The following is a 25,436-nucleotide window of genomic DNA, read 5'->3' as shown; positions in this document are numbered from 1 at the left end:
TGCCTGTTCTGTCGGGGGGAGTGTTCGAGGCTATCCACTCCACATGGGTGGATATAGCGATAAACGGTAAACCTCAAGGTTTTTGTGACCTGGGTGAATGCTGTGAGTGACTGTCGGTGAGTGCCCGTGTCAACCTTGGAACGCGCTAGGAAGTGATCTCCCGGCCTCGATATCCTTCGTCGGTGCCCTCCCCCGCCCTTTCCACGTCCCTGCCCGCATCAGGGCCCGTTCCGGTCCTCTCCGCGACCCCGGCGGGCTTCCTGCGGACGGCGAAGGAGGGGATGGCCGAGCTGACGTGGTCCGGCTCCGGATGGCTCGCGGCGGGTGAGCCCGTCGGGGAGCGCCCGGAGGCCGCCGAGATCGACAGGCTCAGGCCGCTGCTCGGCCTGAACGTCGGCTGGCCCGCTCAGGAGGTCCCCACGGACGCGCTCGTCGCGCTCGCCGCCGCCGGGGTCCCGCTGCGCGCCGCCGCCTCGCCCGGGTGGGCCGAGCCCGGCCTGGCCCGCCTGCTGGCGGCCTGGACCCCGGGAGAGCCGGAGGAGAACCCGGCGCCGCACTCGGTGACCGCCCTGCGCAGGGAGGAGCACAGCGTACGGCTGCGCCGCCACGGCCTGTCCCTGCTGGGCGTCCCCTCCCGGGGCACCCCGTCCGTCAGCGTCGTGATGTCCACCATGCGCCCGCACCTGCTCGGCGGGGCGCTCGCCCAGATCGCCGCCCAGCGCCGGGTCGAGACCGAGGTCCTGCTCGGCCTGCACGGCGTCCCGGCCGACCACCCCGAGGTACGGCGCGCGATCGAGGACAGCGGCCTGCCGGTCAGGGTGACCGAGGCGCCCGCGGCCGTGCCCTTCGGCGAGGTGCTCAACCTGACGGCGGCCGGAGCGTCGGGAGAGTACGTCGCCAAGTGGGACGACGACGACTGGTACGGTCCCGAGCACCTGGCCGACCTTCTGCTGGCCAGGGCGTACTCGGGCGCCGACATCGTGGGCACCGCCGCCGAGTTCTTCCACCTGGAGCCCCTGGGCGTCACGGTCCGCCGCACCGACTACACCAGCGAGATCTGGTCCGACCACGTCGCGGGCGGCACGATCCTGAGCGGCAGAGACCTGTTCATACGGACCGGGGGCTTCCCGGCCCTGCCGCGCGGGGTCGACGCGGCCTTCCTGAAGGCCGCGCACGCCGAGGGGGCACGGATCTACCGCACCCACGGCCTCGGCTACGTGCTGCGACGCTCGGTGAGCGCCGAGCACACTTGGCGGCTGCCGCTGGCCCACTTCCTGCGTGTCGCGTCGTACCAGTGGCGCGGCTTCAGGCCGAGCCTGATCCTGGAGGCCTCGTGATCGCGCGGGTCGTGGGCAACGACTACCGGAGCCTCACCCCGCCGGAGCTGGGGGCCTGGACCCCGTCGCTGCGGGTCAGCGTGGTCGTGCCGGCCTACGGCGGCCAGGACAAGCTCGACCTGGTGCTCGCCGGTCTCGCGGGCCAGACCTACCCCTCGGACCTGACCGAGGTCCTCGTGGTCGACAACGGCAGCGACCCGCCGCTGCGCCTGCCCGAGCTGAGGCCCGCGGGCACCCGGCTGATCGCCTGCCCGGTCCCGGGCAGGGCGCACGCGCGAAACGCCGGACTGCGGGCCGCGACCGGCGACGTGGTCCACTGGCTCGACTCCGACGTGGTCCTGGACCGGCGGGCCGTCGAGGCGCACATGCGCTGGCACCACGCGGCGCCGTACCTCGTGGTGACGGGGCGGCTGCGTTTCACGCCCGTGTCGCTGCCCACGGCGCGGGAGGTGGCCGAGGCGCCGGACCTGGCCGAGCTGTTCGAGCCCGCCGAGCCGCACGCCTGGCTGGTCGACCTCGTCGAACGCACCTCGGGCCTGACCGACGGCCGCAGCCGGGCCTTCAGCCTGCACGTCGGTGGCGCGACCTCGGTCAACGCCGCGTTGCTGGCCGAGGCGGGCCCCATGGACACCGATCTCGTCCTCGGCCAGGACACCGAGATGGGCTACCGGCTCGCCCAGGCGGGCGCGGTCTTCGTGCCCGAGCCGCTGGCCCGCGCCTTTCATCTGGGGCCGACCATGCGGATGCGTGACAAGGCGCCGATCGACCGGGTCAGTCACGCCTTCGTCGCCGACCGGATTCCGGCCTACCGCTGGCTGCGCTCCCACCCGGCGCGGCAGTGGAAGGTGCCCTACCTGGAGGTGGTCGTCGAGAGTGACGGCGACCCCGGCTACGACGAGGTCAGGGCGAGTGTGGACGCCGTGCTGGCGGGCACCGTGCCCGACGTCGCGGTCACCGTCCCCGGCCCCTGGGAGCACGCGGGCGTCGAGGGCCGTGCCCCGCTGCGCGACCCCCACCTCGATCTGACGCTGATCCTCGGCCACTACGCGCACGAGGGCCGGGTACGGTTCACCTCGTCGTCCCCGGGACGGCCGGGACGGCCGGAGGAGTCGTCGTGGGGGGCGGTGCCATACCGGCTGCGGCTGCCCGCCGGGTGGACACCGGGGGAGGACACCCTCGCCAGGCTGCTCGACCTGGCGACGGACGGGGGATACGGCCTGGTCAGCGTGCTCCTGGCGGAAGACGCGGAGCGGGGGCTCACCGTCGCCAGGCTGGAGCGGACCGCGGCCTTCGCCCGCGCGGCCATCGTGGTCGCCGACGGCGAGCCGCTCGACGACGCGGTCCAGGACACCTTCGGCACCTTCTGGGCGGACGGGGAGACCTACGGCTTCCTGCGGGAGGCCAGGACCCCGGCCGGGCGCAGGGGGGTCTACCGGGCCAGGTCGGAGGCGCAGGCCGAGATCGCCCGCCTCACCAAGGAGGCCGAGCGGTTGCGCGCCCAGGTGACCCGGTGGCGCGAGGAGGCGGGCCGCTGGCGAAGGAGCGCCGTCGAGCTGCGGCGCGAGGTCGGCACCCTGCGCAAGGAACTGGCCGCGGCCAGGAAGGTCGTCCAGTACGGCCTGCTGTCCTCGGTGAAGCGGGCGATCACCCGTCGCCGTTGACCACCCCGACCCCGCCCAGGAAGTAGGACCCGATCCCCTTGTACGGCACGGTGTCCCCGGGGGCGGGGCGCCACTCGGGCAGGTTGACGATGCCGGGCTCGACCACGTCGAAGCCCTCGAACAGCCGGACGATCTCCTTGCTGGTCCTGGCCACGAACGGTGAGGAGGCCCGGTCGTAGACCTTGGTGACCCCGTCGGCCGCCGCGGGCCTGGCGTCGATGGCGACGTGTGACATGACCAGGTGGCTGCCGGGGGCCATGGCCTCGCGGAACGTCGCGAGGACCCCGCAGGGGTCGTCCTCGTCGGGCACGAAGTGCATGATCGCCAGGAGCAGGACACCGACCGGCCTGTCGAAGTCGATCGCCGCGCGGACGTCCGGGTGCTCCAGGATCTCGCGGGGGCGGCGCACGTCCCCCTCGACGATGGTCACGTTCTCGTTCTTGCCGAGGATCGCCCTGCCGTGGACCAGCACGGTCGGGTCGTTGTCGACGTAGACGACCTTGGCGCCGGGGGCGACCTGGTGGACGTTGTTCTGGGTGGGCAGCCCGGCTCCGAGGTCGAGGAACTGGTCGATGCCCGTCCTGGCGACGAAGTCGACCGTGCGGCGCAGGAAGGCACGGTTCGACCTGGCGCTGTACCTGATCTCGGGGACGACCGTCAGGGCCCGTTCCGCCGCCTCCCGGTCAGCGGGAAAGTTGTCCTTACCGCCCAGATAGTAGTCGTACATGCGTGCAACGTTAGGTATCTGGGTGTTGATGCCTTTTAGTGCCTGATCGGTCACGTGCTGCTCCCCGGTGGAAATATTTCCGGAATTGTCGTGATCATATCGAGTGGTAATGCTGGAGAAGTGATCAGGCGGCTGGCAAGATCGCCGCATGGCCGCCCTCCCCCCGCGCCGTTTCGCCGGGCTTCACCTGTCCGACGGCATCAGCCCAGGCAACCTGGTGGCGTCCATGGTCATGGCGTTCGCCGCGACCATGATCATCACATTCCTGCCCGCCGCCCAGCCGCTCCTGCTGCTCGGTGTGCTCGACGGCCAGGGAGCCGACCAGGGCAGGGTGGTCGCCCTGCTGGCCGCCGCCGCCGAGATCGCGATGATCCTCAGCCTCCCCTGGTACGGCGCGCTCGCCGACCGCTTCGGCAGACGGCCCGTCGTGGTGACCGGGTTCGCGCTGTGCGGCCTGTCCAGCCTGCTGTTCCCCTACGCGGGCAACGTGACCGTGCTCGTCGTGCTCAGGGTCGTCTTCGCCCTGGGCGTGGCGGCCCTCAACGGGATGCTCGCCACGGTCGCCATCGACTACGTCCGCGACCGCTCACGCGGCAAGTCCTACGGGCTGATCGGCCTGTTCAGCGGGCTGGGCGCCATGGTGGCCGTCCTCGGCCTGGTCCGCCTGCCCGCGATCATCGAGAGGAACCTCGGCGGGGACGGAGGCAGGGAGGCCACGGTCGACGCGGCCCGCTACTCGTTCCTGATCGTCGCCGTGATCGTTCTGGCCGTCGCCGCGCTGATGTGGACCACCGTCTCCAGGATCAGGGTGGACGCCACCTCGGCGCGCATCCCACTGGTCCGCCTGGTCAGGGAGGGGTTCACGCTCGCCCGCGACCCCGGGGTGGCGCTGTCGTACGCGGCCTCCTTCGTGGCCCGCGCCGACCTGTCCGTCGTCGCGGCGTTCCTGCCGCTGTGGGTCGTCGTCCACGGCGTCAGAGAGGGCGACATGTCCACCGCTGAGGCCCTGGCCAGGGGCGGGGCCGTGGTCGGCGTCGCGCAGACGGTCGCCACCCTCGGGGCTCCGCTGTTCGGCTGGCTCGGCGACCGGCTGCGCCGCCAGGACGCCGTCCTGGTCGCCCAGGCCCTGGCCGCCGTCGCCTACCTGTCCACACTGCTGGTCGACGACCCGCTCGGCCCGGGCATGATGGCCGTGGCCGCGCTCATCGGCCTCGGCGAGATCGCCGCCATCGTCAGCGCGGGCCCGCTGCTGGCCCAGCAGGTCCCCCCGGCGGTGCGCGCCTCCGCCTACGGCGTGCAGACGCTCTGCGGTGCCGTGGGCATCCTCGTCATCTCCACGGTCGGCGGGATGCTCTTCGGCTCCTGGCGGCCCGCGGCGCCGTTCGCGGTCGCGGGTGTCGCGGGCCTGCTCGTCGTCGCCTTCGGCCTGGCCGTACGGCGGCGCGTCGTCCCTCGCCCGCAGGAGGGGCAGGACGAGACCTCCGCCGTCAGGCCCGCAGTTCCCTGAAGGCCGCTCCCAGCCTGGAACGCAGGGACCGGGTGGCCCTGGAGGCGGAGGACTGGTTCGCGCAGGGCTTGGTGGTCTTGGCCGGGGACGGCCTGGGCGCCTGACGCCGGGGAGCGGGCCAGAACTCCGCCTTCGTGCCGTGCCGTACGCCGTGGGTGGCCTTGATCGAGGTGACGACGTCGTCCGCGCCGAGCAGCCTGGCCCTGCCCAGCGCCTCCGCCCGTTCCAGCGTCGCCGACCCGTCCTCACCGAGATCGACGACGAGCATGCCCGACCGGTCCTCCTGGACCGCGGCGATCATCCGCTCCAGCGTCTCCCTGCCGAGCGGGACCGAGACCGGCCCCGTGTAGCGGAACGGCGTCGGCCCCGGAGTCGGGACGACCTCGTCGGCCAGCCTGATCCGCTCGTCGTGGGCGAAGTGCTCCCGCATCACGCGCAGCTCGAACGACGGGTCGCCGAGCACCGAGTGCCGTCCGGGCGACAGACGCGACCAGGGCGCGACCAGGGTGACCTGGACGTCGGAGACCGAACCTTCGAGCGCGGCGCTCACCGCGGCCCGCACCCGCCTCTCGTCCCCGTCGACGTGGAGGACCACCTCCACGTACGGCACCAGCCACCGTCTGCCCCCGTCCTTGCGCAGGTCACGGCGGAGCGGAACCCGGTGGGCCAGGTAGGGGGCGACGGCCCTGACCGTCCGGTCCCGGTCGACCCGCTGCGCGGGAAGCCCCAGGTGCGCGGCCCTGGCCGCCATGTCCGGGACGAAGACCACCCCGTGGGTGGCCAGCCGGTAGGCGAACTCGGTGTCCTCACCCCTGAGCACGCCGGGATCGACCCCGCCCACGGCGTGGAAGGTCTCCCGCCGCATCGAGACCGTCGGCCCCGTGCACACGTGGTAGGGGTTGCGGCTGCTGCGCAGGCCGTCGGTCCGGGAGATCGTCTGCTCCGTCGAACTGGCCAGCGCGTTCGACAGGTCGAGGACCTCGCCGAGGGAGCCCGCGCGCGCGTGCTCGTAGAGCCCCTCGGGGGAGAGGTCCGGGGGCGGCTCCTCGACGAACCTCTTGGCGCCGATGGTGACCAGGTAGTCGCTCAGGTGGTGCCAGCGGGCCAGCGCCTCGATGTGCTCGGGCCAGACGACCATGTCGGCGTCGAGCCGCTGGATGATCCGCCCCTCGGCCACGGCGGCGCCGGTGTTGAGCGCGTGCGCGATGCCCCAGCCGTCCGAGGCGGAGGAGACGATCCTGGCGCCCTCGGGGGCGATGTCCGGCAGGCGCAGCGGTGGATCGCTGCCGTCGTCGACCACGATCACCTCCATGAGGTGACCGGGGTAGGTCTGCGCGGCCAGGGAGGCGAGGGTGAGGTCGAGCGCGTGCTGCCCGCCGTACGCGGGGACGACCACGCTGACCGACAGGGAGGGAGCCCAGTCGCCCAGTGGCGGCGGATCGAGGGGGGAGTAGTCGTTGTGTCGGATCGGGGGCCGTCCGGTCGCCACTCCGCCCGCCATGTTCCGCCGCTCCTTGTCTGCGTTCCCGCTTCTCAGGACCCGATGACACTACCCACGCTTCCTGAGCGTTTCCTGGGGAGACGCTTGAGGTGTCCAGTTGGTGGACGGCAGATCCCGGTTCAGATCCCATTACCCGTAGACTTGCTGCCTAACACCGCAGGTAGAACGCGCGTGCTGGGAACGCGCGGGAGGAGCAATGATGAGCAGGGCGTGGCGTGGCCTCATCGAGGAGTACCGTGACCGACTTCCGGTCAGCACGGCGACGCCCGTCGTCACGCTGCTGGAGGGCGGCACGCCGCTCGTTCCGGCGCACCGGGTCTCGGCGCTGACCGGCTGCGACGTCTACCTCAAGGTCGAGGGTGCCAACCCGACCGGCAGCTTCAAGGACCGTGGCATGACCATGGCCATCAGCAAGGCCGTCGAGGAGGGCGCGAAGGCCGTCATCTGCGCCTCGACGGGCAACACCAGCGCCTCGGCCGCCGCCTACGCCGTCCGCGCGGGCCTGACCTGCGCCGTGCTCGTGCCCCGCGGCAAGATCGCGATGGGCAAGCTGGCGCAGGCGCTCGTCCACGGGGCCAAGCTGATCCAGGTCGAGGGCTCCTTCGACGACTGTCTCGACATGACCAGGAAGCTCTCCGAGAGCTACCCGATCGCGCTGGTCAACTCGGTCAACCCGTTCCGGCTCCAGGGCCAGAAGACCGCCGCCTTCGAGATCGTGGACGCCCTCGGCGACGCCCCGGACATCCACTGCATCCCGGTCGGCAACGCGGGCAACATCTCGGCCTACTGGATGGGCTACACCGAATACGCCAAGGACGGCGTCGCGACCAGGAGCCCGCGCATGTTCGGCTTCCAGGCCAGCGGCTCCGCGCCGATCGTCAACGGCGCCCCGGTGCTCCACCCGCACACGATCGCCACCGCGATCCGCATCGGCAACCCCGCCTCCTGGCAGCTCGCCGAGGCGGCCCGTGACGACTCGGGCGGCGTCATCCAGGCCGTGACCGACCGTCAGATCGCCGCCGCCTACAAGCTGCTGGCCCAGGAGGAGGGCGTCTTCGTCGAGCTGGCCTCCGCCGCCAGCGTCGCGGGTCTGCTGCAGGCCCACTCTCAGGGCCTGGTCGACCCCGGCCAGCGGATCGTCTGCACGGTCACCGGCAACGGCCTCAAGGACCCCGACTGGGCGATCTCCGGGGCGCCGACCCCGCTGACGATCTCGGTCGACGCCCACGCCGCGGCCCAGGCGCTGGAACTCGCCTGAACCGTCCGTCCGCAGGGCACCTCTCCGACCCGCGTGCCGCGGCGGCCCCGCCGCCGCGGCTCTTCGCGCGCACTCCCGAAGCATCAGGCAGACCGTCCCGCGTCAGGCGGACAGCAGGCAGATAGGAGGAGGGGCCTTCCACGCCCATGGCCACGCCAGGGGCTCGCGCCCCAGATTCTCGATGACCGAACGCACCAAGGTCACCGTCCGGGTCCCGGCGACATCGGCCAACCTCGGGCCGGGGTTCGACACCCTGGGACTCGCCCTCGGCCTCTACGACGAGGTCGAGGCGAGTCTGTTCACCCCGGACGGTTCCCGTACCGGGACGGTGGAGATCGCCGTCTCGGGAGAGGGAGCCGGTGAGCTGGACCAGGGTGAGGGGCACCTCATCGTCAGGACGATGCGCACGACCTTCGAGCGGATGGGCCTGCCGCAGCCGCACGGCATCCGGCTGAACTGTCTCAACCGCATTCCGCACGCCCGGGGCCTGGGCTCCTCCTCCGCGGCGATCTGCGCGGGCGTCCTGGCCGCCAGGGCGCTCGCGGGCACGTCCCCTCTCAGCGACGACGACGTCTTCGCCCTGGCCACCGAGATCGAGGGGCACCCCGACAACGTGGCCCCCTGCCTGGCGGGCGGCCTGACCGTCGCCTGGACGGACCGGTCGAACACGCCGCATATGCTGAAACTGGTTCCGCACGCCGACATCCGGCCCGTGGCCATCGTTCCCCGGCAACGCCTCTCGACGGAGGTCGCGAGGGGACTCCTTCCCGAGAGCGTGCCGCACGCGGACGCGTCCGCGAACGCGGGGCGGGCCGCGCTTCTCGTGGCGGCGCTGACCGTCAGGCCCGAGCGGGAGCTGCTGCTCGCCGCGACCGAGGACCGGCTGCACCAGGACTACCGCGCGCCTGCGATGCCGCGCACGGCGGATCTGGTACAACGTCTGCGCGGCATCGGGGTCCCCGCCGTGGTCTCGGGAGCGGGTCCCACAATTCTTGCGTTTTCCACGGTGGATACGCAGGATTTGATCGCACCGGAAGTGGGTACGGATTGGCTCATCCAGCCACTGGATGTCGAAACCCGCGGTGCCCGTGTTGTCTCTCCCGAGACACGCTGATACCTCTTCGACCTTCAGGGAATAGCTGTGTGCGCTGGTGATGTTAGGCTGGTAGCCGCACCAGGTGCCCCCTTGTTGGGTGCGTGCTTGTCAGCCACACATCGCTGTCTCATTTCCCACACCGTGGGGCATGAGGGCCGCAGTGGCCTCCCCGAATCCGTCGCCTCCGAATGCTCCACATTCGGTTGGGGCAACGAGAGGCGGCGTTTGAGGGGACATGCGCGTTCGAACTACCTCGACATCTGGTTGCCGGTAGCAATCCGGGGGGTGTCCTCCAAGCCCCACCGTCGGCGAATCTCGATGGTGACGGCATGGATGTGCCCTTCCCCGACAGTGGCGGCGGTCCCCAAGGGCCGTCGAGGATCGCGACGTGCAACCCGACCCGGTCTGTCCCACCGGGTCGATCGCACCACCGGGACGATTGGCTGATCATGGCCACGCCCGACCCCTGGGAAGGACCCATTAGTGAGCGACACCACCGAACTCCTCTCCGACGCCGCCGGTGCATCGCCGGCGGCCGGCGACACCCCCACCCGCGCCGCGGCCAAGCCGCGCCGTCGCTCCGGCACCGGCCTGTCCGCCATGGTGCTGCCTGAGCTGCAGGCCATCGCGTCCGGCCTCGGCATCAGCGGGACCGGGCGGATGCGCAAGAGCCAACTCATCGCGGCGATCCAGGAGAAGCAGGGCGTAGCCACAGAGAGCGCCCCGGCTCCCGTCGCGGCCAAGGAGGCCTCTGCGGCTCCCGCTCCCGCCGCCGCTTCGGCCCCCGTGGCCGAGCCGGTCGCCGAGCGTCCGGCCCGCAGCCGGAGGGAACGTTCCCGCGCCGCCGCCCCGGTGGCCGCGGAGCCGGTCGTCGAGCAGGCGCAGCCCGCTCCCGTCGTCCAGCAGGCCCCCGCTCCCGTCGCCGCCGAGCCCGCCGCCGCGGCTCCCGTCGTTGAGCAGCAGGCCGAGCCGGTTCAGGCGGAGACTCGCCCCGAGCGCGGCGAGAGCCGCCGTGAGCGCGGCGACCGTCGGCGCAACGGCGACCGCGGTGAGCGCGGTGAGCGCGGCAACGACAGGCGTGAGCGCGGCGAGGGCCGTCCCGACCAGCGCGCCGCCGACGCGGGTCAGAACCGCGGGGAGCGGTCGAACGACCGCGGTGACCGCAACGACCGCGGCGAGCGGTCGAATGACCGCGGTAACGACCGGGGTGAGCGGTCGAACGACCGCGGTGACCGCAACGACAGGAACCAGCAGAACCGCGGCCCGCAGGACCGCAACGACCAGCACGGTGTGGGCGACGACGACGACCGTCGCGGGCGTCGTGGCCGGTTCAGGGAGCGCAACCGCCGTGGGCGTGACCGCTTCGACAGCAACGAGCCCGTGGTCGGTGACGACGACGTCCTGATCCCGATCGCCGGCATCCTGGACATCCTCGACAACTACGCCTTCGTGCGGACCAGCGGCTACCTGCCGGGCGCCAACGACGTCTACGTCTCACTCGCCCAGATCCGCCGCAACGGCCTGCGCAAGGGTGACGTCATCACCGGCGCGGTGCGTCAGCCCCGCGACGGCGAGCGCCGCGAGAAGTTCAACGCCCTCGTCCGCCTCGACACCGTCAACGGCATGGACCCGGAGCAGGCGCGGCAGCGGCCCGACTTCAACAAGCTCATCCCGCTCTATCCGCAGGAGCGGCTGCGCCTGGAGACCGAGCCGAACATCCTGACCACCAGGATCATCGACCTGGTCGCCCCGATCGGCAAGGGCCAGCGCGGTCTCATCGTCTCCCCGCCCAAGGCGGGCAAGACCATGGTCCTGCAGGCCATCGCCAACGCGATCACCAGGAACAACCCCGAGTGCCACCTGATGGTCGTCCTGGTCGACGAGCGTCCGGAAGAGGTCACCGACATGCAGCGGTCGGTGAAGGGCGAGGTCATCCACTCGACCTTCGACCGTCCCGCTGAGGACCACACCACGGTCGCCGAACTCGCCATCGAGCGGGCCAAGCGCCTGGTCGAGCTGGGTCACGACGTCGTCGTGCTCCTCGACTCCATCACCCGCCTCGGCCGCGCCTACAACCTGGCGGCCCCGGCCTCGGGACGCATCCTGTCCGGTGGTGTCGACTCGACCGCGCTCTACCCGCCGAAGCGCTTCTTCGGTGCCGCCCGCAACATCGAGAACGGCGGCTCGCTGACGATCCTCGCCACGGCGCTGGTCGAGACCGGCTCCAAGATGGACGAGGTCATCTTCGAGGAGTTCAAGGGCACAGGAAACCTGGAGCTCAAGCTCAACCGTCAGCTCGCGGACAAGCGCATCTTCCCCGCGGTCGACGTCGACGCGTCCGGCACCCGCAAGGAGGAGATCCTCCTGGGCAAGGACGAGCTCCAGATCATCTGGAAGCTGCGTCGTGTGCTGCACGCGCTGGACATGCAGCAGGCTCTGGAGCTTCTCCTGGAGAAGATGAAGGAGACCAAGTCCAACGCGGAGTTCCTCCTCCAGGTCAGGACGACGACCGTCAGCTCCGACCGCGACTGACCCACCCGTCCCGTACGGTGAACGCCCCGGCCCCCACGGCCGGGGCGTTCGCCGTTGTCCGGCCCTTGTGAGATCCGTCTCCCCGGGATATCCATACCTCGGGAAGGCACATCGAGGGCGCACCGAGGGCATTCGAAGGGCATTCGAAGGGCACTCGAAGGGCACTGAAAGACACAGTGGGACAGGGCGTGGGGAGGCGCGCATGACGGCCGGGACGGCGCCCACGGCGCGGACACCGCTGAGACTGCGCGTCCCGCTGGGTCCCAACGGCCCGCTGGGCATGTTCGTCGACCCGATGACCTGGCGGGCGCTGCCGTACCTCCTGGGGAGCGTGTTCCACGGCCTGGTCTGTTTCGCCGTGCTGGTCTCGGTGATCCCGTTCTCGCTGACCCTGGCGGTCGCCTGGGTCGGGGCGCCGCTGCTCGCGCTGACCATGGTGGCCTGGCGTGGCGCGGCGATGCTCGAACGCCGTCTCGTCGGGCTGGCCTTCGGCGTCAGGATCCCCGACCCCTACCGGCCCGGCGGGGGCGGCAACCCGCTGCTGCGCTGCGGAGGGGCGCTCGCCGACCCCGCGACCTGGAAGGACCTGCTGTACCTGCTGCTGTTACCGCTGGTCGGCCTGGTGGAGTTCGTCGTCTCGGCCGCCCTGTGGGCCGTGGCGCTCGCCCTGCTCGTCACGCCGTCGCTGGTGCTGTACGGGGTGACGGAGGTGAGGATCGTCGGTGAGCTGACGGTCGACGGCCCGGCCGGGGCGCTGGCGTGTGTCCCGGCGGGGCTCGGGGTGCTCGTCGCGGCGCTGTACGCGACGCGGGGGATGGCGCGGCTGCACGGGCTGCTGGCCGTGGCGCTGCTCGGCCCGGGAGAGAAGGTCGCCGGCCCGGTCCGGCTGCGCGCCAGCAGGGCACGCGGCGCGGACGCGGCCGAGGCCGAGCGGCGCAGGATCGAGCGTGACCTGCATGACGGCGCCCAGCAGCGGCTGCTGTCGGTGGCCATGGATCTGGGGCGCGCCCAGGTCAAACTGGACAGTGACCCGGAGACCGCCAGGCGGTTGCTCGCCCAGGCCCACGAGGGGGCCAAGGCCGCCATCGCCGAACTGCGCGACCTGGCGCGGGGCATCCATCCGGCGATCCTCACCGACCGGGGCCTCGACGCCGCCCTGTCCGCGCTGGCGGCCAGGGCGCCCGTGCGGGTCGCCGTTTCGGTGGAGATGGCCGAACGTCCTCCGGCGGCCGTGGAGAGCGTCGCCTACTTCGTGGTGGCCGAGGCGCTGACCAACATCGCCAAGCACTCGGGGGCGACCGAGGCCTCGGTCCGGGTCGGCCTGCGCGACCGGCGGATGTCCGTCGAGGTCCGCGACAACGGCTCCGGCGGCGCGCTCGCCCGTCCGGGAGGAGGGCTGGCGGGCCTGGCGGACCGGGCGGCGACCGTTGACGGCGTCCTCGGAGTGGACAGCCCACCGGGCGGCCCGACCGTGATCCGCGCCGAACTCCCCTGCGACTGGTGAACACTTGGACCATGCGCGTGGTGATCGCCGAGGACTCCGTGTTGCTCCGGGAGGGCCTGGCCAGGCTCCTCGATGACGGCGGGATCGAGACCGTCGCGGCGGTCGGCGACGGCCCGTCACTGGTGGCCGCGGTCGCCGAGCACGATCCCGACCTGGCGATCGTGGACGTTCGGATGCCGCCGACCCATCGGGACGAGGGGCTGCGCGCGGCCCTCGAAGCCCGCGCGCTGAGGCCCGCCCTGCCGGTCCTGGTGCTGTCGCAGTACGTCGAGGAGCGTTACGCGGCCGAACTGGCCGGTGGGGGCGCCGCACCGTTCGGCTACCTGCTCAAGGAGCGGGTCGCGGACGTGACCGACTTCCTCGACGCCGTACGCCGGGTCGCGGGAGGAGGGACGGTCCTCGACCCCGAGGTGATCGACCGGCTCCTCGACCGCCACCACACGGGCGGTCCGCTGGGCTCCCTGAGCGGACGGGAGCGCGAGGTCCTGGCCCTGATGGCGCAGGGCCGCTCGAACTCGGCGATAGCCGTCCGGCTGGCGGTCACGGCGGGGGCCGTCGAGAAGCACGTCTCCGGCATCTTCACCAAGCTCGGCCTCGACCCCGCCCCCGGCGACCACCGCAGGGTGCTGGCCGTACTGGCGTATCTGGGGTTGTGAGGTGTTCCCGGCCGGGAACGGCGAAGCGCCCGGCGGTCCGTGCCGCCGGGCGCTTCCGGTCCTCGTCGATCGGTCAGTCCTCTGTACGGCTTGCGCCCGGGGTTGGGGACGCGAGCGGTACAGGTGACGTGAGGCTCGTGGTCAGCGGACGTCCACGAACTCGTAACCGGAGGTGGACCCGGAGGTGGTGCTGTTGCCGGTGACCACGGCGCGCCAGTAGGCGTCGGCCTTGGGCTTGACGACCTTGCTGTACTTACCGCTGCGGTTGGCCTTGGCGATGGCGAAGAACACCCACTTGGTGGAGCCCTTCTTGCGGTAGTAGAGCTCGACGCCCTTGCCGGAGTAGGCCGAGCTGCCCCGGTAGGCGGCGCCGTAGAAGCGGACCGTCTTGCCCTTGCGGACCTTGTTCGCGTTGACGTCGAAGGAGATCTTGGTCTTGGCCTTCTTCTTCTTGGCCTTCTTGAGCTGGACGGTGAAGACGTCGGCCCGCTCGTACTTGATGCTCTCGCTGCCGCGCGTGACGGTTACGTCGAGGGTCCAGGAGCCGGTGTTGAAGTCACTGTCGAACCAGGTGTCCTGGTACCACGAGTTGGCGGAGTTGCCCTTGTCGAGGTTGAGGTCGACGGAGTCGTTGCCGTCGTTGCTGTAGAGGTGGGCGGAGACCGAGGTGGCGCCGCCGAGGACGGTGGCCTTGACGGCGACCTTGGTGTCGTCGTTCGTGGTGACGACGACCGGGTCGGTCACCGAGGCGCCCGCGAGTTTGAGCTGCGGGCCGACCGCGATCTCCTCGACACACGGCTGCGCGCTACCGCGGACGGGGTTGAGCTTGAGCAGCCACTTGCCGTCCTTGTCGTCCTTGGTGACGGTGAACTTACCGGTCACCTTGGCCTCGCCGAGGGCGGCCGACTGCTCGTTGTCCGCGGTGATGGTGGGGGTGACGGGAAGGTCGAGGTCAACCTTCGTACCGGTGGTCGCCCCGGTCTTGACGATCTCCCCACCGAGGGCGGTGATGTCCCGTACGGCCTTGTTGTCCTGGTCCTTCGTCCACTTCCCGTCGGCGCCCTTCTTGAAGGGGTTCTTGAGGGTGACCGTGACGGTGACGTCGTTGTTGTCCTTGAGGGGGACGAACGCCTCGGTCCACTCCACCTTGGAGAACTCGGCGGAGCCGGCGCAGCGGGTGTCCGCACGGGCGCTGGACTGGGCGGACTGGGAAGCGAGGGCTGTGACCGTACCGCTGGCGAAGACGGCTGCCCCCGTCGCGGTCGCCAGAAGCAACCGCATTCCGTTCCTCATCTTTGGGCCCCTAACTCGGGTGAAGATAGTGGTAAAAGTTACGGTTTGGGCACCGGAGCCTAGTGGTACGAATGGGACCCGTCCACACGAACCCGATCATGGCCCCCGGGAATGTCCCGTGGCCTGGGATGGTTGGAGCATCTGGCACACTGGTAGCCGAACCGCAGCGGTTCCGGTTCCCGCCCGCGCGCACCTCGGTGTGCCCAGCGCGTAAGCCTCGAACAGGCGAAAGACAGTGGCGACCCGGCGACCGCGCATTGGAGAGGAACCGAAGGACATGAAGCCCGACATTCACCCGGAGTACGTCACCACCGAGGTGACCTGCACCTGTGGTAACACCTTCACCACCCGCAGCACCGCGAAGTCCGGCGCGATCCACGCCGACGTGTGCTCCGCCTGCCACCCGTTCTACACGGGCAAGCAGAAGATCCTGGACACCGGCGGCCGGGTGGCGCGCTTCGAGAAGCGCTTCGGCAAGAAGACCACGGGCCAGTAGCTCTCATCCCGACGCCGGCCCGGAACGCTCCTCGCCCGCGAGGAGTACCCCGGGTCGGCGTTCGTGGTGATGAGGCAGGTTTCGTCAGGACTTCGAGGAGGACGCACGGTGAATCTCGACGAGCTGCTCAGTGAGTACGCCGAGCTGGAACTCAAGCTCGCCGATCCCACCGTGCACGCCAACCCCACGCAGGCGCGTACGTTCGGCAGGCGCTACGCCGAGCTGACTCCCATCGTCAACACCTACCGCGAGCTCCAGGGGGTCCACAACGACCTGGAGACCGCCAGGGAGCTGGCCTCGGAGGACGAGGCGTTCGCCGAGGAGGCCAAGGAGCTCGAGGCTCGTGTCCCCGAGCTTGAGGAGAAGCTCAGGCACCTGCTGATCCCGCGTGATCCCAACGATGACAAGGACATCATCATGGAGATCAAGGCGGGCGAGGGCGGTGAGGAGTCGGCGCTGTTCGCCGGAGACCTCCTGCGGATGTACCTCAGGTACGCGGAGCGGGTCGGCTGGAAGACCGAGCTGATCGACGCCACCCATTCCGACCTGGGCGGATACAAGGACGTCACCGTGGCGGTCAAGGCCAGGGGCGACGACGGCGTGTGGTCGAAGCTGAAGTTCGAGGGCGGTGTGCACCGGGTCCAGCGGGTGCCGGTGACCGAGTCGCAGGGGCGCATCCACACCAGCGCCGCGGGCGTCCTCGTCTACCCGGAGGCCGAGGAGGTCGACGTCCAGGTCGACCCGAACGACCTCAGGATCGACGTCTACCGTTCCAGCGGCCCTGGCGGCCAGAGCGTCAACACCACCGACTCCGCCGTACGGATCACGCACATCCCGACCGGTGTCGTCGCCTCCTGCCAGAACGAGAAGAGCCAGCTGCAGAACAAGGAGTCGGCCATGCGCATCCTGCGCGCCCGTCTCCAGGCCATCGCGGAGGAGGAGGCCAACGCCGCCGCCATGGCCGAGCGCAAGTCCCAGATCCGCACCGTCGACCGCTCCGAGCGCATCCGCACCTACAACTTCCCCGAGAACCGCATCTCCGATCACCGCGTCGGCTTCAAGGCTTACAACCTCGACCAGGTGCTGGACGGCGACCTCACGGCTGTGATTCAGTCCCTGCTCGACGCCGAGATGGCGGAGAAGCTCGCAGACCACTCATAGAACGCGCCCATGACCTTTCTGCTGGACGAGATCGCCCTCGCCACCGCCCGGCTCGCCGAGGCAGGTGTGCCGTCGCCACGCACGGACGCCGAGGAGATCGCCGCCTTTGTCCACGGAGTACGGCGCAGCGAGCTGCACAACGTGACGGACGCGGATTTCGACGCGCTGTTCTGGGAGGGCATCGCCCGGCGTGAGGCCCGCGAGCCGCTCCAGCACATCACCGGCCGCGCCTACTTCCGCTACCTGTCCCTCGAGGTGGGGCCCGGGGTGTTCGTCCCGCGCCCGGAGACCGAGGTCGTCGCGGGATGGGCGATCGAGCGCCTGCGGGAGATGGACGTCGCCTCGCCGGTGGTCGTCGACCTCGGCACGGGCTCCGGCGCCATCGCGCTGTCCATCGCGCAGGAGATCGCGCTGGCCATCGTGCACGCCGTCGAGGTCGATCCCGACGCCTACCGCTGGGCCAAGCGCAACATCCTCGAACACGGCCAGGGCCGGGTCCACCTGCACCCCGAAGACCTGGCCGACGCGCTGCCCGAACTCAACGGGCAGGTCGACCTGGTCATCTCCAACCCGCCGTACATTCCGCCGGGTGCGATCCCCAGGGATCCCGAAGTGCGTGACTACGACCCGCGCCGCGCGCTGTACGGCTCGGGCAGCGACGGCCTCGACGAGGTCAGGGCCGTCGAGCGGACCGCGAGGCGGCTGCTGCGCCCCGGCGGGTTCGTCGCCGTCGAGCACGCCGACGAGCAGGGAACCGCGGTATATCTGCTCTTCCCCGAGGACAACGGCTGGCGTGATGTGCGTAGCCGCCAAGACCTGACCCGCAGGGACCGCTTCGTTACCGCCCGTTTCGGCCAAGAGTAGGCAAGAATAGGATGGTTTGCCGTGAGTCGACGTTATGACTGCTCAGACCCTGATCAGCGGGCTATGGGGCTGGCCGACGCGGTAATAGCCATCCCGAAGTACGAGCTCATAGTCTTCCCGACCGACACCGTCTACGGGGTCGGGGTTGACGCCTTCATCCCGCCGGCCGTCACGAAGCTGCTGGAGGCGAAGGGGCGCGGGCGCGACATGCCCCCGCCGGTGCTGGTCGGAACCGTCCGCGCGGCCACGGCCCTGGTGGACAGCCTCGGCCCGTACGGCCAGGACCTCATCGACGCCTTCTGGCCCGGCCCGCTCACGCTGATCTGCCGTGCCAACCGGTCGCTTTCCTGGGACCTGGGCGACACCAAGGGCACCGTGGCCATCAGGATGCCGCAGCACCCCCTGGCCCTCGAACTCCTCAAGCAGACCGGTCCGCTCGCGGTCTCCAGCGCCAACCGCTCCGGAGCCCCCGCGGCGACCACGGCCGCCGACGCCGAGGCGCAGCTGGGCGACTCCGTCGGGGTCTACCTCGACGGCGGCCCGACCGAGGACAACATTCCCTCCACGATCCTCGACCTGACCACGGCGGTGCCCAGGCTGCTGCGCAGGGGCGCCATCCCGGTGGGACGGCTGCGCGGCGTGGTCGGCTACGTGGCCACGGACGGGGACCCAGAACCGGACCTCGAACCTGACACGGCACCGAAGCCGGAGGCCAAGCCCGACCCGGCGCCGGAGGCGAAGCCCGAAGCCGGGGCCGAGGCGAGGCAGGAGACCGGCGCGAAGCCGGATTCCCGCGACTGAACGGTGGATCCGCGCTCCATATCGTGATCCATACAGTCTGATTATGATCGTGACGCCGGGCTGCCCCGCCGGTACCTTGAGGTGGCCGACACTTCCGGGAGACGTCCATGGGCAAGTTAGACGGAATGGACCCCAAGCTGGTCCGTGATCTGCTGTCCGAGGTCCGACAGGCGGCGGAGCGCATGCGGACGACGGAGGGCCGGGTCGCTCGCATGATGAGCGCCGCGGGGCTGTCCGCGCAGTCCACACACCGCCCCGTCCAGGTCGCGGAGTCATGCGACATCATGGTCCGAGACGTCTCCTCCCGGGTCGAACTCCTGGAGAAGAGGGTCAAGCAGGAGGGCGGCTCCCCGGCGGGACAACCGGTGTCGAGCGGTGAGAAGACCGAAGACCACAAGGAGAAGACGTCCGGGGTCGCGGACGCCAGGGGCGAGGCCTCCAAGGAGACGGACGCCAAGGGCGCCGACGCGAAGGATCACGCGAAGCCGGCCGCCCCCAAGACGGAGGACCTCAAGCCCGCCGTACGGCCGGACGACGACCAGAAGCACAAGCCGGACGCGGGACCGAAGGACGGGCATTCGGGTTCCGACACCAAATCCGACCCCAAGCCCGATGCGGGCTCCAAGGGGGACGAGCGATCCCCCAGAGAGGGACATTCGTCCTCTTCCGGTGGTCGTACGGACTCCGACGCCAAGCCCGACGCCGGTTCCAAGGGTGACGAGCGTTCCCCGAGGGACGGGCATCCTGGCCCCGACACCAAGCACGACGCCAAACCTGACGCGAAGCACGACGCGGGTTCCAAGGGTGACGAGCGTTCGCCGAGGGACGGGCATCCGGGTCCCGACGCCAAACACGACGCGGGTTCCAAGGGCGATGAGCGTTCGCCTTCAGGAGACGGGCGTTCCGACACGAAGCCGGACAACCCTTCAAAGGGCGGTGAACGTCCGTCCGGAGACGGGCATTCGTCCTCTTCCGGTGGTCGTACGGACTCGGACGCCAAGCCCGATGCCGGTTCCAAGGGTGACGAGCGGTCTCCCAGGGGTGGGGATTCCCCCTACGGTTCCTATGAGGACGTCGGTTCGGAGAGCGACGAGCGGTCTTTGGGAGAGAGTGACTCCTCCTCGGACGCCAAGCCTGACGCCGGTTCCAAGGGTGACGAGCGTTCCCCGAGGGACGGGGACTCTCCCTATGGGTCCTACGAGGACGCCGGGGACGATTCCTCCTCGGACGCCAAGCCCGACGCCGGTTCGAAGGGCGACGAGCGTTCGCCCAGGAGCGACGGGAAGGTCGACATCCTCGACACCCCGCAGAAGGACCATCCCGACGACGTCGACCAGGCCGGCGGAAGCAAGGCGAAGGTCGTGGAGGTGGACGGGGCGAAGGTACTGCAGATCCCCCTCGAATCGCCCACCGCGGAGCAGGTCAACACGCTGCTCGACCACATAGAGGACGTCCCGCTTCTCGACGCGGCGGACGGAAACCCGGACCCTGGTGGTACGGCCCCGCAGACCTCCGGCCTCCAGACAGGAGACGCGGGCTCCGTTCCGCAGGGAGGCGACGGCAACCCCGGTCTCCACAGTGGCCCCGATGGCCCCGATGGCCCCGGTGGTGCGGACTCCCACCAGGCGGGCAAGGCGGATCCGTACGAAGCGTCGCCGTCGGCCAAACCGGCCCTGCCCATCCCCGACACCGTCGAACAGGCCCTCGACCCCGCCCCCCAGAACACGAGCACTCAGGCCGTCGGCGCCTTCTACGACGGCGGTACGACGGAGCAGACGGGCACCCACGCGGCCGGAACTCAAGCGACGAGCACCCATGCCACGGGTACTCACGCGGTGAACACCCACGCGGCGGGTACCCAGGCGACCGGGACGCACCCCACCGCGACCCACGTGGCCTCCGACGGCGCTCACAAGACGATCGTCAACACCGGGTCCGTTCATCCGGTGGCCCACTCCGCGGACCCGAAGGACGGGGTGCTCGCGCAGTGGGCCAAGGAAGCCGACGGGGCAGGCGGCAAGGGAGGGGCCGACGGGTTCTACGGTGACGACTGGGAGGAAGAAGGGACGTGGAAGTCCACGAGCGCCGGACAGGGTGACTCGCGGGGGGCCGTCCTGCGGGAGGACCCGTCACGGCCGTCCACGCCGTCCGGTCCCGGTGCGGTGAAGTGAACGTGAGGAGTCTGTGATGTTCGTCGACCCGCCCGCCCCACAGCCGTTGCAGCCGGGGGAGACCCCGCCCGTCTCCGGGAGCCCGGGACTGCCCACACCGGACATGGCCGTCTCCTGGGAGTTCAATCCCGACTACCAGCGGCTGGTCATGATGTGGCGGCAGGTGCTGCCAGAGCTTGACGCGTTGACCTCAAGCCTGGACAAGGCCTATCAGATGGCCAGGAGCAAGGACGTCTGGGACGCCCCCGTCTCCGGACGCTACGTGGAGGATATGGCCGAGTGGCGCACCCGGCTCGGCCTCTACCGGCAGGCGATCTTGACCTCCATCAGTGATCAGGCGGCCGACACGCCCAGGTGGATACCCGTCAACGCGGGGGCACCGCACGCCTTCTCGTGAGGCGCCCACGGGCCTGCGCCCACGGGGAAACGCTCCCCTGGCGTGGGGCGTAGACGGCGGACAGGCATACAGTGGGGTGAGTCGTCATCCCCGGGATGTGAACCATGGGTGCTGAGCCGTACTACGGGCCCGACTTCGGCCTCCTGCAGAGACAAGATCCCGAGATAGCGCAGGTCCTCGTCGACGAGCTCGAACGGGCCCGCGACGGTGTTCAGCTCATCGCCAGCGAGAACTTCGCCTCGCCCGCCGTGCTCGCCGCGCTCGGGTCGACGCTGACCAACAAGTACGCCGAGGGCTATCCCGGCAGGCGCTACTACGCGGGGTGCGAGGTCGTCGACCGCGCCGAGCGCCTCGCGGTCGAGAGGGCCAGACGACTGTTCGGCGCGGACCACGTCAACGTGCAGCCCCACTCCGGCACCTCGGCCAACCTGGCGGCCTACGCGGCACTGCTCCAGCCGGGCGACACCGTGCTGGCCATGGCGCTGCCGCACGGCGGCCACCTCACCCACGGCTCCCGGGTCAACTTCTCCGGCCGCTGGTTCGGCGTCGTGGCGTACGGCGTGCGCAGGGACACCGAGCTGATCGACTACGACGAGGTCAGGGAGCTGGCACTGCGGCACCAGCCCAAGATGATCATCTGTGGTGCCACGGCCTATCCGCGGCGGATCGACTTCGCGGCCTTCAGGGGCATCGCGGACGAGGTCGGGGCCTGGCTGCTCGCCGACATCGCGCACACCGTGGGGCTGATGGCCGGAGGGGCCATGCCGTCCGCCGTGCCGTACGCGGATGTGGCGACCTTCACCACGCACAAGGCGCTGCGCGGGCCGAGGGGTGGCGGGATCATGTGCACCGAGGAACTGGCGGGCAGGATCGACCGCGCGGTCTTCCCGTTCACCCAGGGCGGCCCGCTCATGCACGCGATCGCGGCCAAGGCCGTCGCCTTCGGGGAGGCGCTCAGTCCCGAGTTCGCCGAGTACACCCGTCAGGTGGTCGCCAACGCCCAGACGTTGACCGACGGATTGGCCGCCGAGGGCATGCGGCCTGTCTCCGGGGGCACCGACAGTCATCTCGCCCTGGTCGACCTGCGGGACACGGGGGTCTCCGGCGCCCTCGCCGAACAGCGGTGCGCCTCCGCGGGCATCACGCTCAACCGCAACGCGATCCCCTACGATCCGGAACCGCCCACGGTGACCTCGGGAATCCGGGTCGGCACCCCCTGCGTCACCACCCAGGGGATGGGAGCCGAGGAGATGAAGGAGATCGCCTCGATGGTGGCGCGGGTCGTCAAGGATCCGGCCGCCGTGGCGGAGACCAGAGAGCGGGCGAGGGAGCTGGCACACGCCCACCAGACATATGCCAGGGAACTATGAGGCGTTCTGTCACGGTTTCCGGTCACAGATGGCCCGACTATCAGAGAAACTAGGTCCGTGCGCGAATACCTACTCATGGCACTGGTCGCGGCGGCGGCCACGTACCTGCTGGTCCCACTGGTCCGCGTGTTCGCCATCCGCATCGGCGCGATGCCGGAGGTCCGTGACCGTGACGTGCACACCGTCCCGACCCCCAGACTCGGCGGCCTGGCCATGTACGGCGGACTCGTCGCCGGCCTGCTGATCGCGAGCAGCCTGCCGTACGCGGGAGGCAAGCTGGGGGAGGAGACCTTCGCGGGCGGCAACACCGCGATCGCACTGATCGCGGCGGGCGGCCTGATCACGCTCACCGGCTTCCTCGACGACTGGTGGGGGATGAGCGCGCTGGTCAAGCTGGCCGGGCAGATCGGCGCCGCGGGCGTCCTGGTGGCCTTCGACGTCACCCTGCCGTGGCTTCCGCTGCCCAACGCCATGGGCGGGCCGTTCGGTCTCGACTCGACGCTCCGCCCGTTGATCACGATCCTGGTCGTGGTCGTCGCGATCAACGCGGTGAACTTCGTCGACGGGCTCGACGGGCTCGCCGCCGGGATCGTCGGTATCGCCGCGATGGCCACATGGGTCTACTCCGTCGTCCTGTCCAGTTACTACGGCAACACCAGCATCAACGTCACGGCGGTCATCGCCTCGGTGCTGATCGGTGTCTGTCTGGGCTTCCTGCCGCACAATTTCCATCCGGCGAAGATCTTCATGGGTGACACCGGGGCGATGCTGCTCGGGCTGGTCCTGTCCTCCACGATGATCACCATCACGCCGCTCGACTCGACCACCATCAACCGCTTCCCGGTCATCCTGCCGCTGCTGGTGCCCGTCGCCATCCTGGTGCTTCCGCTGCTCGACCTGATCATGGCGGTGATCCGGCGCACCTCGAACGGTCTGTCGCCCTTCGCGCCCGACCGGGGCCACCTGCACCACCGGCTGCTGGACATCGGCCACTCGCACCGGCGCACGGTGCTGATCATGTACGCGTGGACGATCCTGTTCGCCTTCACCGTCGTGGCGATGGCCGTGGAGGGGCTCCCGCTTGTGCTGTTCCTGCTGACCTTCCTGCTGGCGGTCGTGGTGCTGGTGGTGATGGCGCTGCCGAGCTGGCGTGCGCGCAGGAACGCGGGGGGAGGCCGCCACGTGCGTTCGGACGCGGAGTCGTCCTCCGTCCACCCGGCACAGCCGTTCCCCGCTCAGCCTCCGTATCCCCCCGGCCCTCCCGGTGCCCCCATGGCCGCACTGGGAGCCCCGGTGGCCTACCCGCCCGCTCCCCAGGTGCCCGGCGTGGGTGAGGACACGGCCGTGCTGTCGGCGCTCCCCGGCCCCGGTTTCTCCAACCCCGAGACGCTGCCCTGAGGTCGTCCGGCGTCCCCGCCGTGTGTGATCCGTCACTGTACGGCTGGGGCCGGTGTCTCCCCGTGCCCCTTCCGGGGTGTGTGGGGCCCCTGTGAAGCCTCTGCGAAGCCCTGTGAAGCCCTCCCGGAGGGCACGGGGTGCGGGCCAGCGGCCGTCCCGGTGACGGGGACGGCGGTGACCCCCGCGCACGTCCGGTGGCGGGATATCGGACACGGATTCCCGGCAGGGGAAGAACAGAGCGAACACCGAGAAGTGATCTCTTTCTTCGTGAACAGCGGTCGGTCCATCGTGTTTCGGTGGGCGGGGTAGGGGATCCCTTCGATGGGATTGTCGCCATATGCGAGGTGAAGTCTGGATTGTTGCTGGAGTGATCTCCGCGTGGGGTCGATGGGAGGCATGAAAGCCGCAATTCGGATGCGTTCTTCGACGCCGTCGTCCGTCCCGGGCGGGATGCTCTCTCCCGAGGGATGCGAGTCGCTCCCCGCGGCAGAGGTGGAGGGCCGTGCAGAGATCGCTGATCAGGGGCGGGCGGTGCCGTACGCCACGGGAGCGGGGAGGGGCCCGCACCGGCGTCCACGGTGAAATCCGGGGTAAGGTCATGACTCCGTATAACGAATCCCTGCTCCGGGTGCCTCCTTTACTCCTGGCTCGGAAGGCCGTGTTCGATCCCGGTCAGACAGAGCTCGTATTCGTTTGATGTGGCGCATGAGAGGCATTAAGGGAAAACAGTTCTTTTTCCCTGGTTAATGGCGCGGTGAAATCGATTGCGAACCGCGGGAGTCGGAAAAGGTATGCTCGTTCACCGGGATCGGCGGCCTGTATCCACCGGTCCGCGGGGGTCGGGTGAACCGTCAGGGGCGCCGATGGCCCGGCGCGGCCGAATGCGGCTTTCCTGTGGAGGGCGCGCCCGGCCGCCTCGGAGGGCGCCGGGTCGTGCCGGGTCCGGCCGCCGGACACTTCTTGATCGTTTACTTGAAACGGCAGGTAAAGGCGGCCTTCGAGAGCTTGTGATAGCTTTCACTAGCAGGCAGGCGTCATGAACGCATCCTGCGCCGTAGCAATTGCTCGCTTGATAACCGTACCTGGAGCACCGATGCAGGCCAACGATCTCCAAGTTCTCAAAGCCGCCGCGATCCCCACGGCGCTACTGGGGCTGGTCGCCGTTGTCGTCTCCGCGGTCCTCTCGGGCGGCAAGGGGGCACTGGGAGCGGGCATAGGCGTCCTCGTGGTCGGCGCCTTCTTCACGATCGGCCTGCTGGCCGTCGTTTACGCGGCCCGGATCTCACCCACGATGATGATGGCCGCCGCGATGGGCGTCTTCTTCACCAAGATCCTCGCGCTGGTGGTGCTGCTGACCGCCTTCGAGGACACCACCGTGTGGAGCCCGATGGCCTTCGCCCTGACGGTCATCGCGTGCACGATCTGCTGGACGGCCGGTGAGGCGCGCGGCTTCCTGAAACTCCGGATCCTCTACGTCGACCCCGACGCGACGGTGCCCGGCCAGTTCGGGAGCAAGCGATGACAAGTCGCGATCTTCGCAGCCCGTCCCCTAAGCTCGTCATGGCAGACGAGGCGGGACCGGTCACGGTCGGCCCTCCCGGGAGAGAGAACCCTGGAGGCTGGCCCGGTATGACTAGTCAGAGCCCCGCCTGCTATTGTCGCGTGCGCGATAAACATGCGCGATAGACGAAGGTAGAGGAACGTCC

Annotated in this window: 20 protein-coding genes; 17 read left to right on the top strand and 3 right to left on the bottom strand. The window is 70.0% G+C overall.

From position 1 onward, the window contains the following. Positions 1-182 precede the first annotated feature (182 nt). Both ACFYY8_RS01110 and ACFYY8_RS01105 read left to right on the top strand, forming a co-directional pair. Positions 183-1,337 carry a family 2 glycosyl transferase gene (locus ACFYY8_RS01110; RefSeq protein WP_390035875.1) on the top strand — a complete coding sequence of 385 codons (1,155 nt, stop codon included), beginning with the start codon at positions 183-185 and terminating at the stop codon, positions 1,335-1,337. Continuing rightward, positions 1,334-2,998 (top strand): glycosyltransferase, encoded by a 1,665-nt coding sequence (locus ACFYY8_RS01105; protein ID WP_390035873.1) that lies wholly within the window; start codon positions 1,334-1,336, stop codon positions 2,996-2,998. The genes ACFYY8_RS01110 and ACFYY8_RS01105 overlap by 4 nt, the downstream gene beginning before the upstream one ends. Here ACFYY8_RS01105 and ACFYY8_RS01100 read toward each other — a convergent pair. Next, a complete protein-coding gene (locus ACFYY8_RS01100) occupies positions 2,982-3,779 on the bottom strand; it encodes an SAM-dependent methyltransferase (RefSeq protein ID WP_390035871.1) in 798 nt (265 codons plus the stop codon). The two genes, ACFYY8_RS01105 and ACFYY8_RS01100, sit on opposite strands and share 17 nt — an antisense overlap. A 94-nt stretch (positions 3,780-3,873) precedes the next feature. Between ACFYY8_RS01100 and ACFYY8_RS01095 the strand changes: the two genes are divergently transcribed. Further along, a complete protein-coding gene (locus ACFYY8_RS01095; RefSeq protein ID WP_390035869.1) occupies positions 3,874-5,232 on the top strand; it encodes an MFS transporter in 1,359 nt (452 codons plus the stop codon). Here the strand turns inward: ACFYY8_RS01095 and ACFYY8_RS01090 are convergent. Next, positions 5,213-6,733 (bottom strand): glycosyltransferase, encoded by a 1,521-nt coding sequence (locus ACFYY8_RS01090; RefSeq protein ID WP_390035867.1) that lies wholly within the window; start codon positions 6,731-6,733, stop codon positions 5,213-5,215. The two genes, ACFYY8_RS01095 and ACFYY8_RS01090, sit on opposite strands and share 20 nt — an antisense overlap. A 199-nt stretch (positions 6,734-6,932) precedes the next feature. Between ACFYY8_RS01090 and thrC the strand changes: the two genes are divergently transcribed. The 5 genes from thrC to ACFYY8_RS01065 all read left to right on the top strand — a co-directional run bounded on the left by thrC (position 6,933) and on the right by ACFYY8_RS01065 (position 13,779). Then, a complete protein-coding gene (gene thrC, locus ACFYY8_RS01085; protein WP_390036915.1) occupies positions 6,933-7,991 on the top strand; it encodes a threonine synthase in 1,059 nt (352 codons plus the stop codon). A 181-nt stretch (positions 7,992-8,172) separates the two neighbouring features. Then, positions 8,173-9,105: a homoserine kinase gene (thrB, locus tag ACFYY8_RS01080; RefSeq protein ID WP_390035865.1), complete on the top strand. Its 933-nt coding sequence runs from the start codon at positions 8,173-8,175 to the stop codon at positions 9,103-9,105. 465 nt (positions 9,106-9,570) lie between these two features. Further along, positions 9,571-11,619 (top strand): transcription termination factor Rho, encoded by a 2,049-nt coding sequence (rho, locus tag ACFYY8_RS01075; RefSeq protein ID WP_390035863.1) that lies wholly within the window; start codon positions 9,571-9,573, stop codon positions 11,617-11,619. Between the two features lie 202 nt (positions 11,620-11,821). Continuing rightward, positions 11,822-13,123, top strand: coding sequence for a sensor histidine kinase (locus tag ACFYY8_RS01070; RefSeq protein ID WP_390035861.1), 1,302 nt, complete (start codon positions 11,822-11,824; stop codon positions 13,121-13,123). Positions 13,124-13,134: 11 nt separating this feature from the next. After that, positions 13,135-13,779 (top strand): response regulator transcription factor, encoded by a 645-nt coding sequence (locus ACFYY8_RS01065; RefSeq protein ID WP_390036913.1) that lies wholly within the window; start codon positions 13,135-13,137, stop codon positions 13,777-13,779. A 141-nt stretch (positions 13,780-13,920) separates the two neighbouring features. On the opposite strand, the gene ACFYY8_RS01060 is transcribed toward ACFYY8_RS01065, so the two are convergent. Next, positions 13,921-15,060, bottom strand: coding sequence for a hypothetical protein (locus tag ACFYY8_RS01060; protein WP_390035859.1), 1,140 nt, complete (start codon positions 15,058-15,060; stop codon positions 13,921-13,923). Positions 15,061-15,349: 289 nt separating this feature from the next. Here ACFYY8_RS01060 and rpmE point away from each other — a divergent pair, with 289 nt between their 5' ends. The 9 genes from rpmE to ACFYY8_RS01015 all read left to right on the top strand — a co-directional run bounded on the left by rpmE (position 15,350) and on the right by ACFYY8_RS01015 (position 25,252). Further along, positions 15,350-15,568: a 50S ribosomal protein L31 gene (rpmE, locus tag ACFYY8_RS01055; protein ID WP_012888391.1), complete on the top strand. Its 219-nt coding sequence runs from the start codon at positions 15,350-15,352 to the stop codon at positions 15,566-15,568. A 108-nt stretch (positions 15,569-15,676) separates the two neighbouring features. Then, positions 15,677-16,729: a peptide chain release factor 1 gene (gene prfA, locus ACFYY8_RS01050; RefSeq protein WP_390035856.1), complete on the top strand. Its 1,053-nt coding sequence runs from the start codon at positions 15,677-15,679 to the stop codon at positions 16,727-16,729. A gap of 9 nt (positions 16,730-16,738) precedes the next feature. Then, positions 16,739-17,593, top strand: coding sequence for a peptide chain release factor N(5)-glutamine methyltransferase (prmC, locus tag ACFYY8_RS01045; protein ID WP_352009663.1), 855 nt, complete (start codon positions 16,739-16,741; stop codon positions 17,591-17,593). A 21-nt stretch (positions 17,594-17,614) separates the two neighbouring features. Then, on the top strand, positions 17,615-18,394 hold the full coding sequence (locus ACFYY8_RS01040) for an L-threonylcarbamoyladenylate synthase (protein ID WP_390035853.1): 780 nt from the start codon (positions 17,615-17,617) through the stop codon (positions 18,392-18,394). Between the two features lie 107 nt (positions 18,395-18,501). Beyond that, positions 18,502-20,565, top strand: a complete 2,064-nt coding sequence (locus ACFYY8_RS01035) for a hypothetical protein (protein WP_390035851.1) — start codon at positions 18,502-18,504, stop codon at positions 20,563-20,565. A 16-nt stretch (positions 20,566-20,581) separates the two neighbouring features. Beyond that, complete coding sequence (locus tag ACFYY8_RS01030; protein WP_390035849.1) at positions 20,582-20,962, top strand: hypothetical protein; 381 nt, start codon at positions 20,582-20,584, stop codon at positions 20,960-20,962. 104 nt (positions 20,963-21,066) lie between these two features. Beyond that, entirely contained in the window at positions 21,067-22,332 is a 1,266-nt protein-coding gene (gene glyA, locus ACFYY8_RS01025; protein ID WP_390035847.1) for a serine hydroxymethyltransferase, read from the top strand. A gap of 57 nt (positions 22,333-22,389) precedes the next feature. After that, positions 22,390-23,730 (top strand): MraY family glycosyltransferase, encoded by a 1,341-nt coding sequence (locus tag ACFYY8_RS01020; protein WP_390035845.1) that lies wholly within the window; start codon positions 22,390-22,392, stop codon positions 23,728-23,730. A gap of 1,093 nt (positions 23,731-24,823) precedes the next feature. After that, entirely contained in the window at positions 24,824-25,252 is a 429-nt protein-coding gene (locus ACFYY8_RS01015) for a hypothetical protein (protein WP_352009657.1), read from the top strand. The last annotated feature ends 184 nt before the right edge of the window (positions 25,253-25,436 follow it).

The organism is Streptosporangium sp. NPDC001559, assembly GCF_042893955.1.
Taxonomy (GTDB): domain Bacteria; phylum Actinomycetota; class Actinomycetes; order Streptosporangiales; family Streptosporangiaceae; genus Streptosporangium.
This window is presented reverse-complemented; position numbering and strand designations above follow the sequence as displayed.

What these genes read in the sequence shown, in the direction of transcription:
- ACFYY8_RS01095 (WP_390035869.1), top strand. Translation starts at nt 3,874, where the DNA reads ATGGCCGCCCTCCCCCCGCGCCGTTTCGCCGGGCTTCACCTGTCCGAC.
- ACFYY8_RS01090 (WP_390035867.1), bottom strand. Translation starts at nt 6,733, where the DNA reads ATGGCGGGCGGAGTGGCGACCGGACGGCCCCCGATCCGACACAACGAC.
- thrC (WP_390036915.1), top strand. Translation starts at nt 6,933, where the DNA reads ATGAGCAGGGCGTGGCGTGGCCTCATCGAGGAGTACCGTGACCGACTT.
- thrB (WP_390035865.1), top strand. Translation starts at nt 8,173, where the DNA reads ATGACCGAACGCACCAAGGTCACCGTCCGGGTCCCGGCGACATCGGCC.
- ACFYY8_RS01070 (WP_390035861.1), top strand. Translation starts at nt 11,822, where the DNA reads ATGACGGCCGGGACGGCGCCCACGGCGCGGACACCGCTGAGACTGCGC.
- ACFYY8_RS01065 (WP_390036913.1), top strand. Translation starts at nt 13,135, where the DNA reads ATGCGCGTGGTGATCGCCGAGGACTCCGTGTTGCTCCGGGAGGGCCTG.
- ACFYY8_RS01060 (WP_390035859.1), bottom strand. Translation starts at nt 15,060, where the DNA reads ATGCGGTTGCTTCTGGCGACCGCGACGGGGGCAGCCGTCTTCGCCAGC.
- rpmE (WP_012888391.1), top strand. Translation starts at nt 15,350, where the DNA reads ATGAAGCCCGACATTCACCCGGAGTACGTCACCACCGAGGTGACCTGC.
- prmC (WP_352009663.1), top strand. Translation starts at nt 16,739, where the DNA reads ATGACCTTTCTGCTGGACGAGATCGCCCTCGCCACCGCCCGGCTCGCC.
- ACFYY8_RS01035 (WP_390035851.1), top strand. Translation starts at nt 18,502, where the DNA reads ATGGGCAAGTTAGACGGAATGGACCCCAAGCTGGTCCGTGATCTGCTG.
- ACFYY8_RS01030 (WP_390035849.1), top strand. Translation starts at nt 20,582, where the DNA reads ATGTTCGTCGACCCGCCCGCCCCACAGCCGTTGCAGCCGGGGGAGACC.
- glyA (WP_390035847.1), top strand. Translation starts at nt 21,067, where the DNA reads ATGGGTGCTGAGCCGTACTACGGGCCCGACTTCGGCCTCCTGCAGAGA.
- ACFYY8_RS01015 (WP_352009657.1), top strand. Translation starts at nt 24,824, where the DNA reads ATGCAGGCCAACGATCTCCAAGTTCTCAAAGCCGCCGCGATCCCCACG.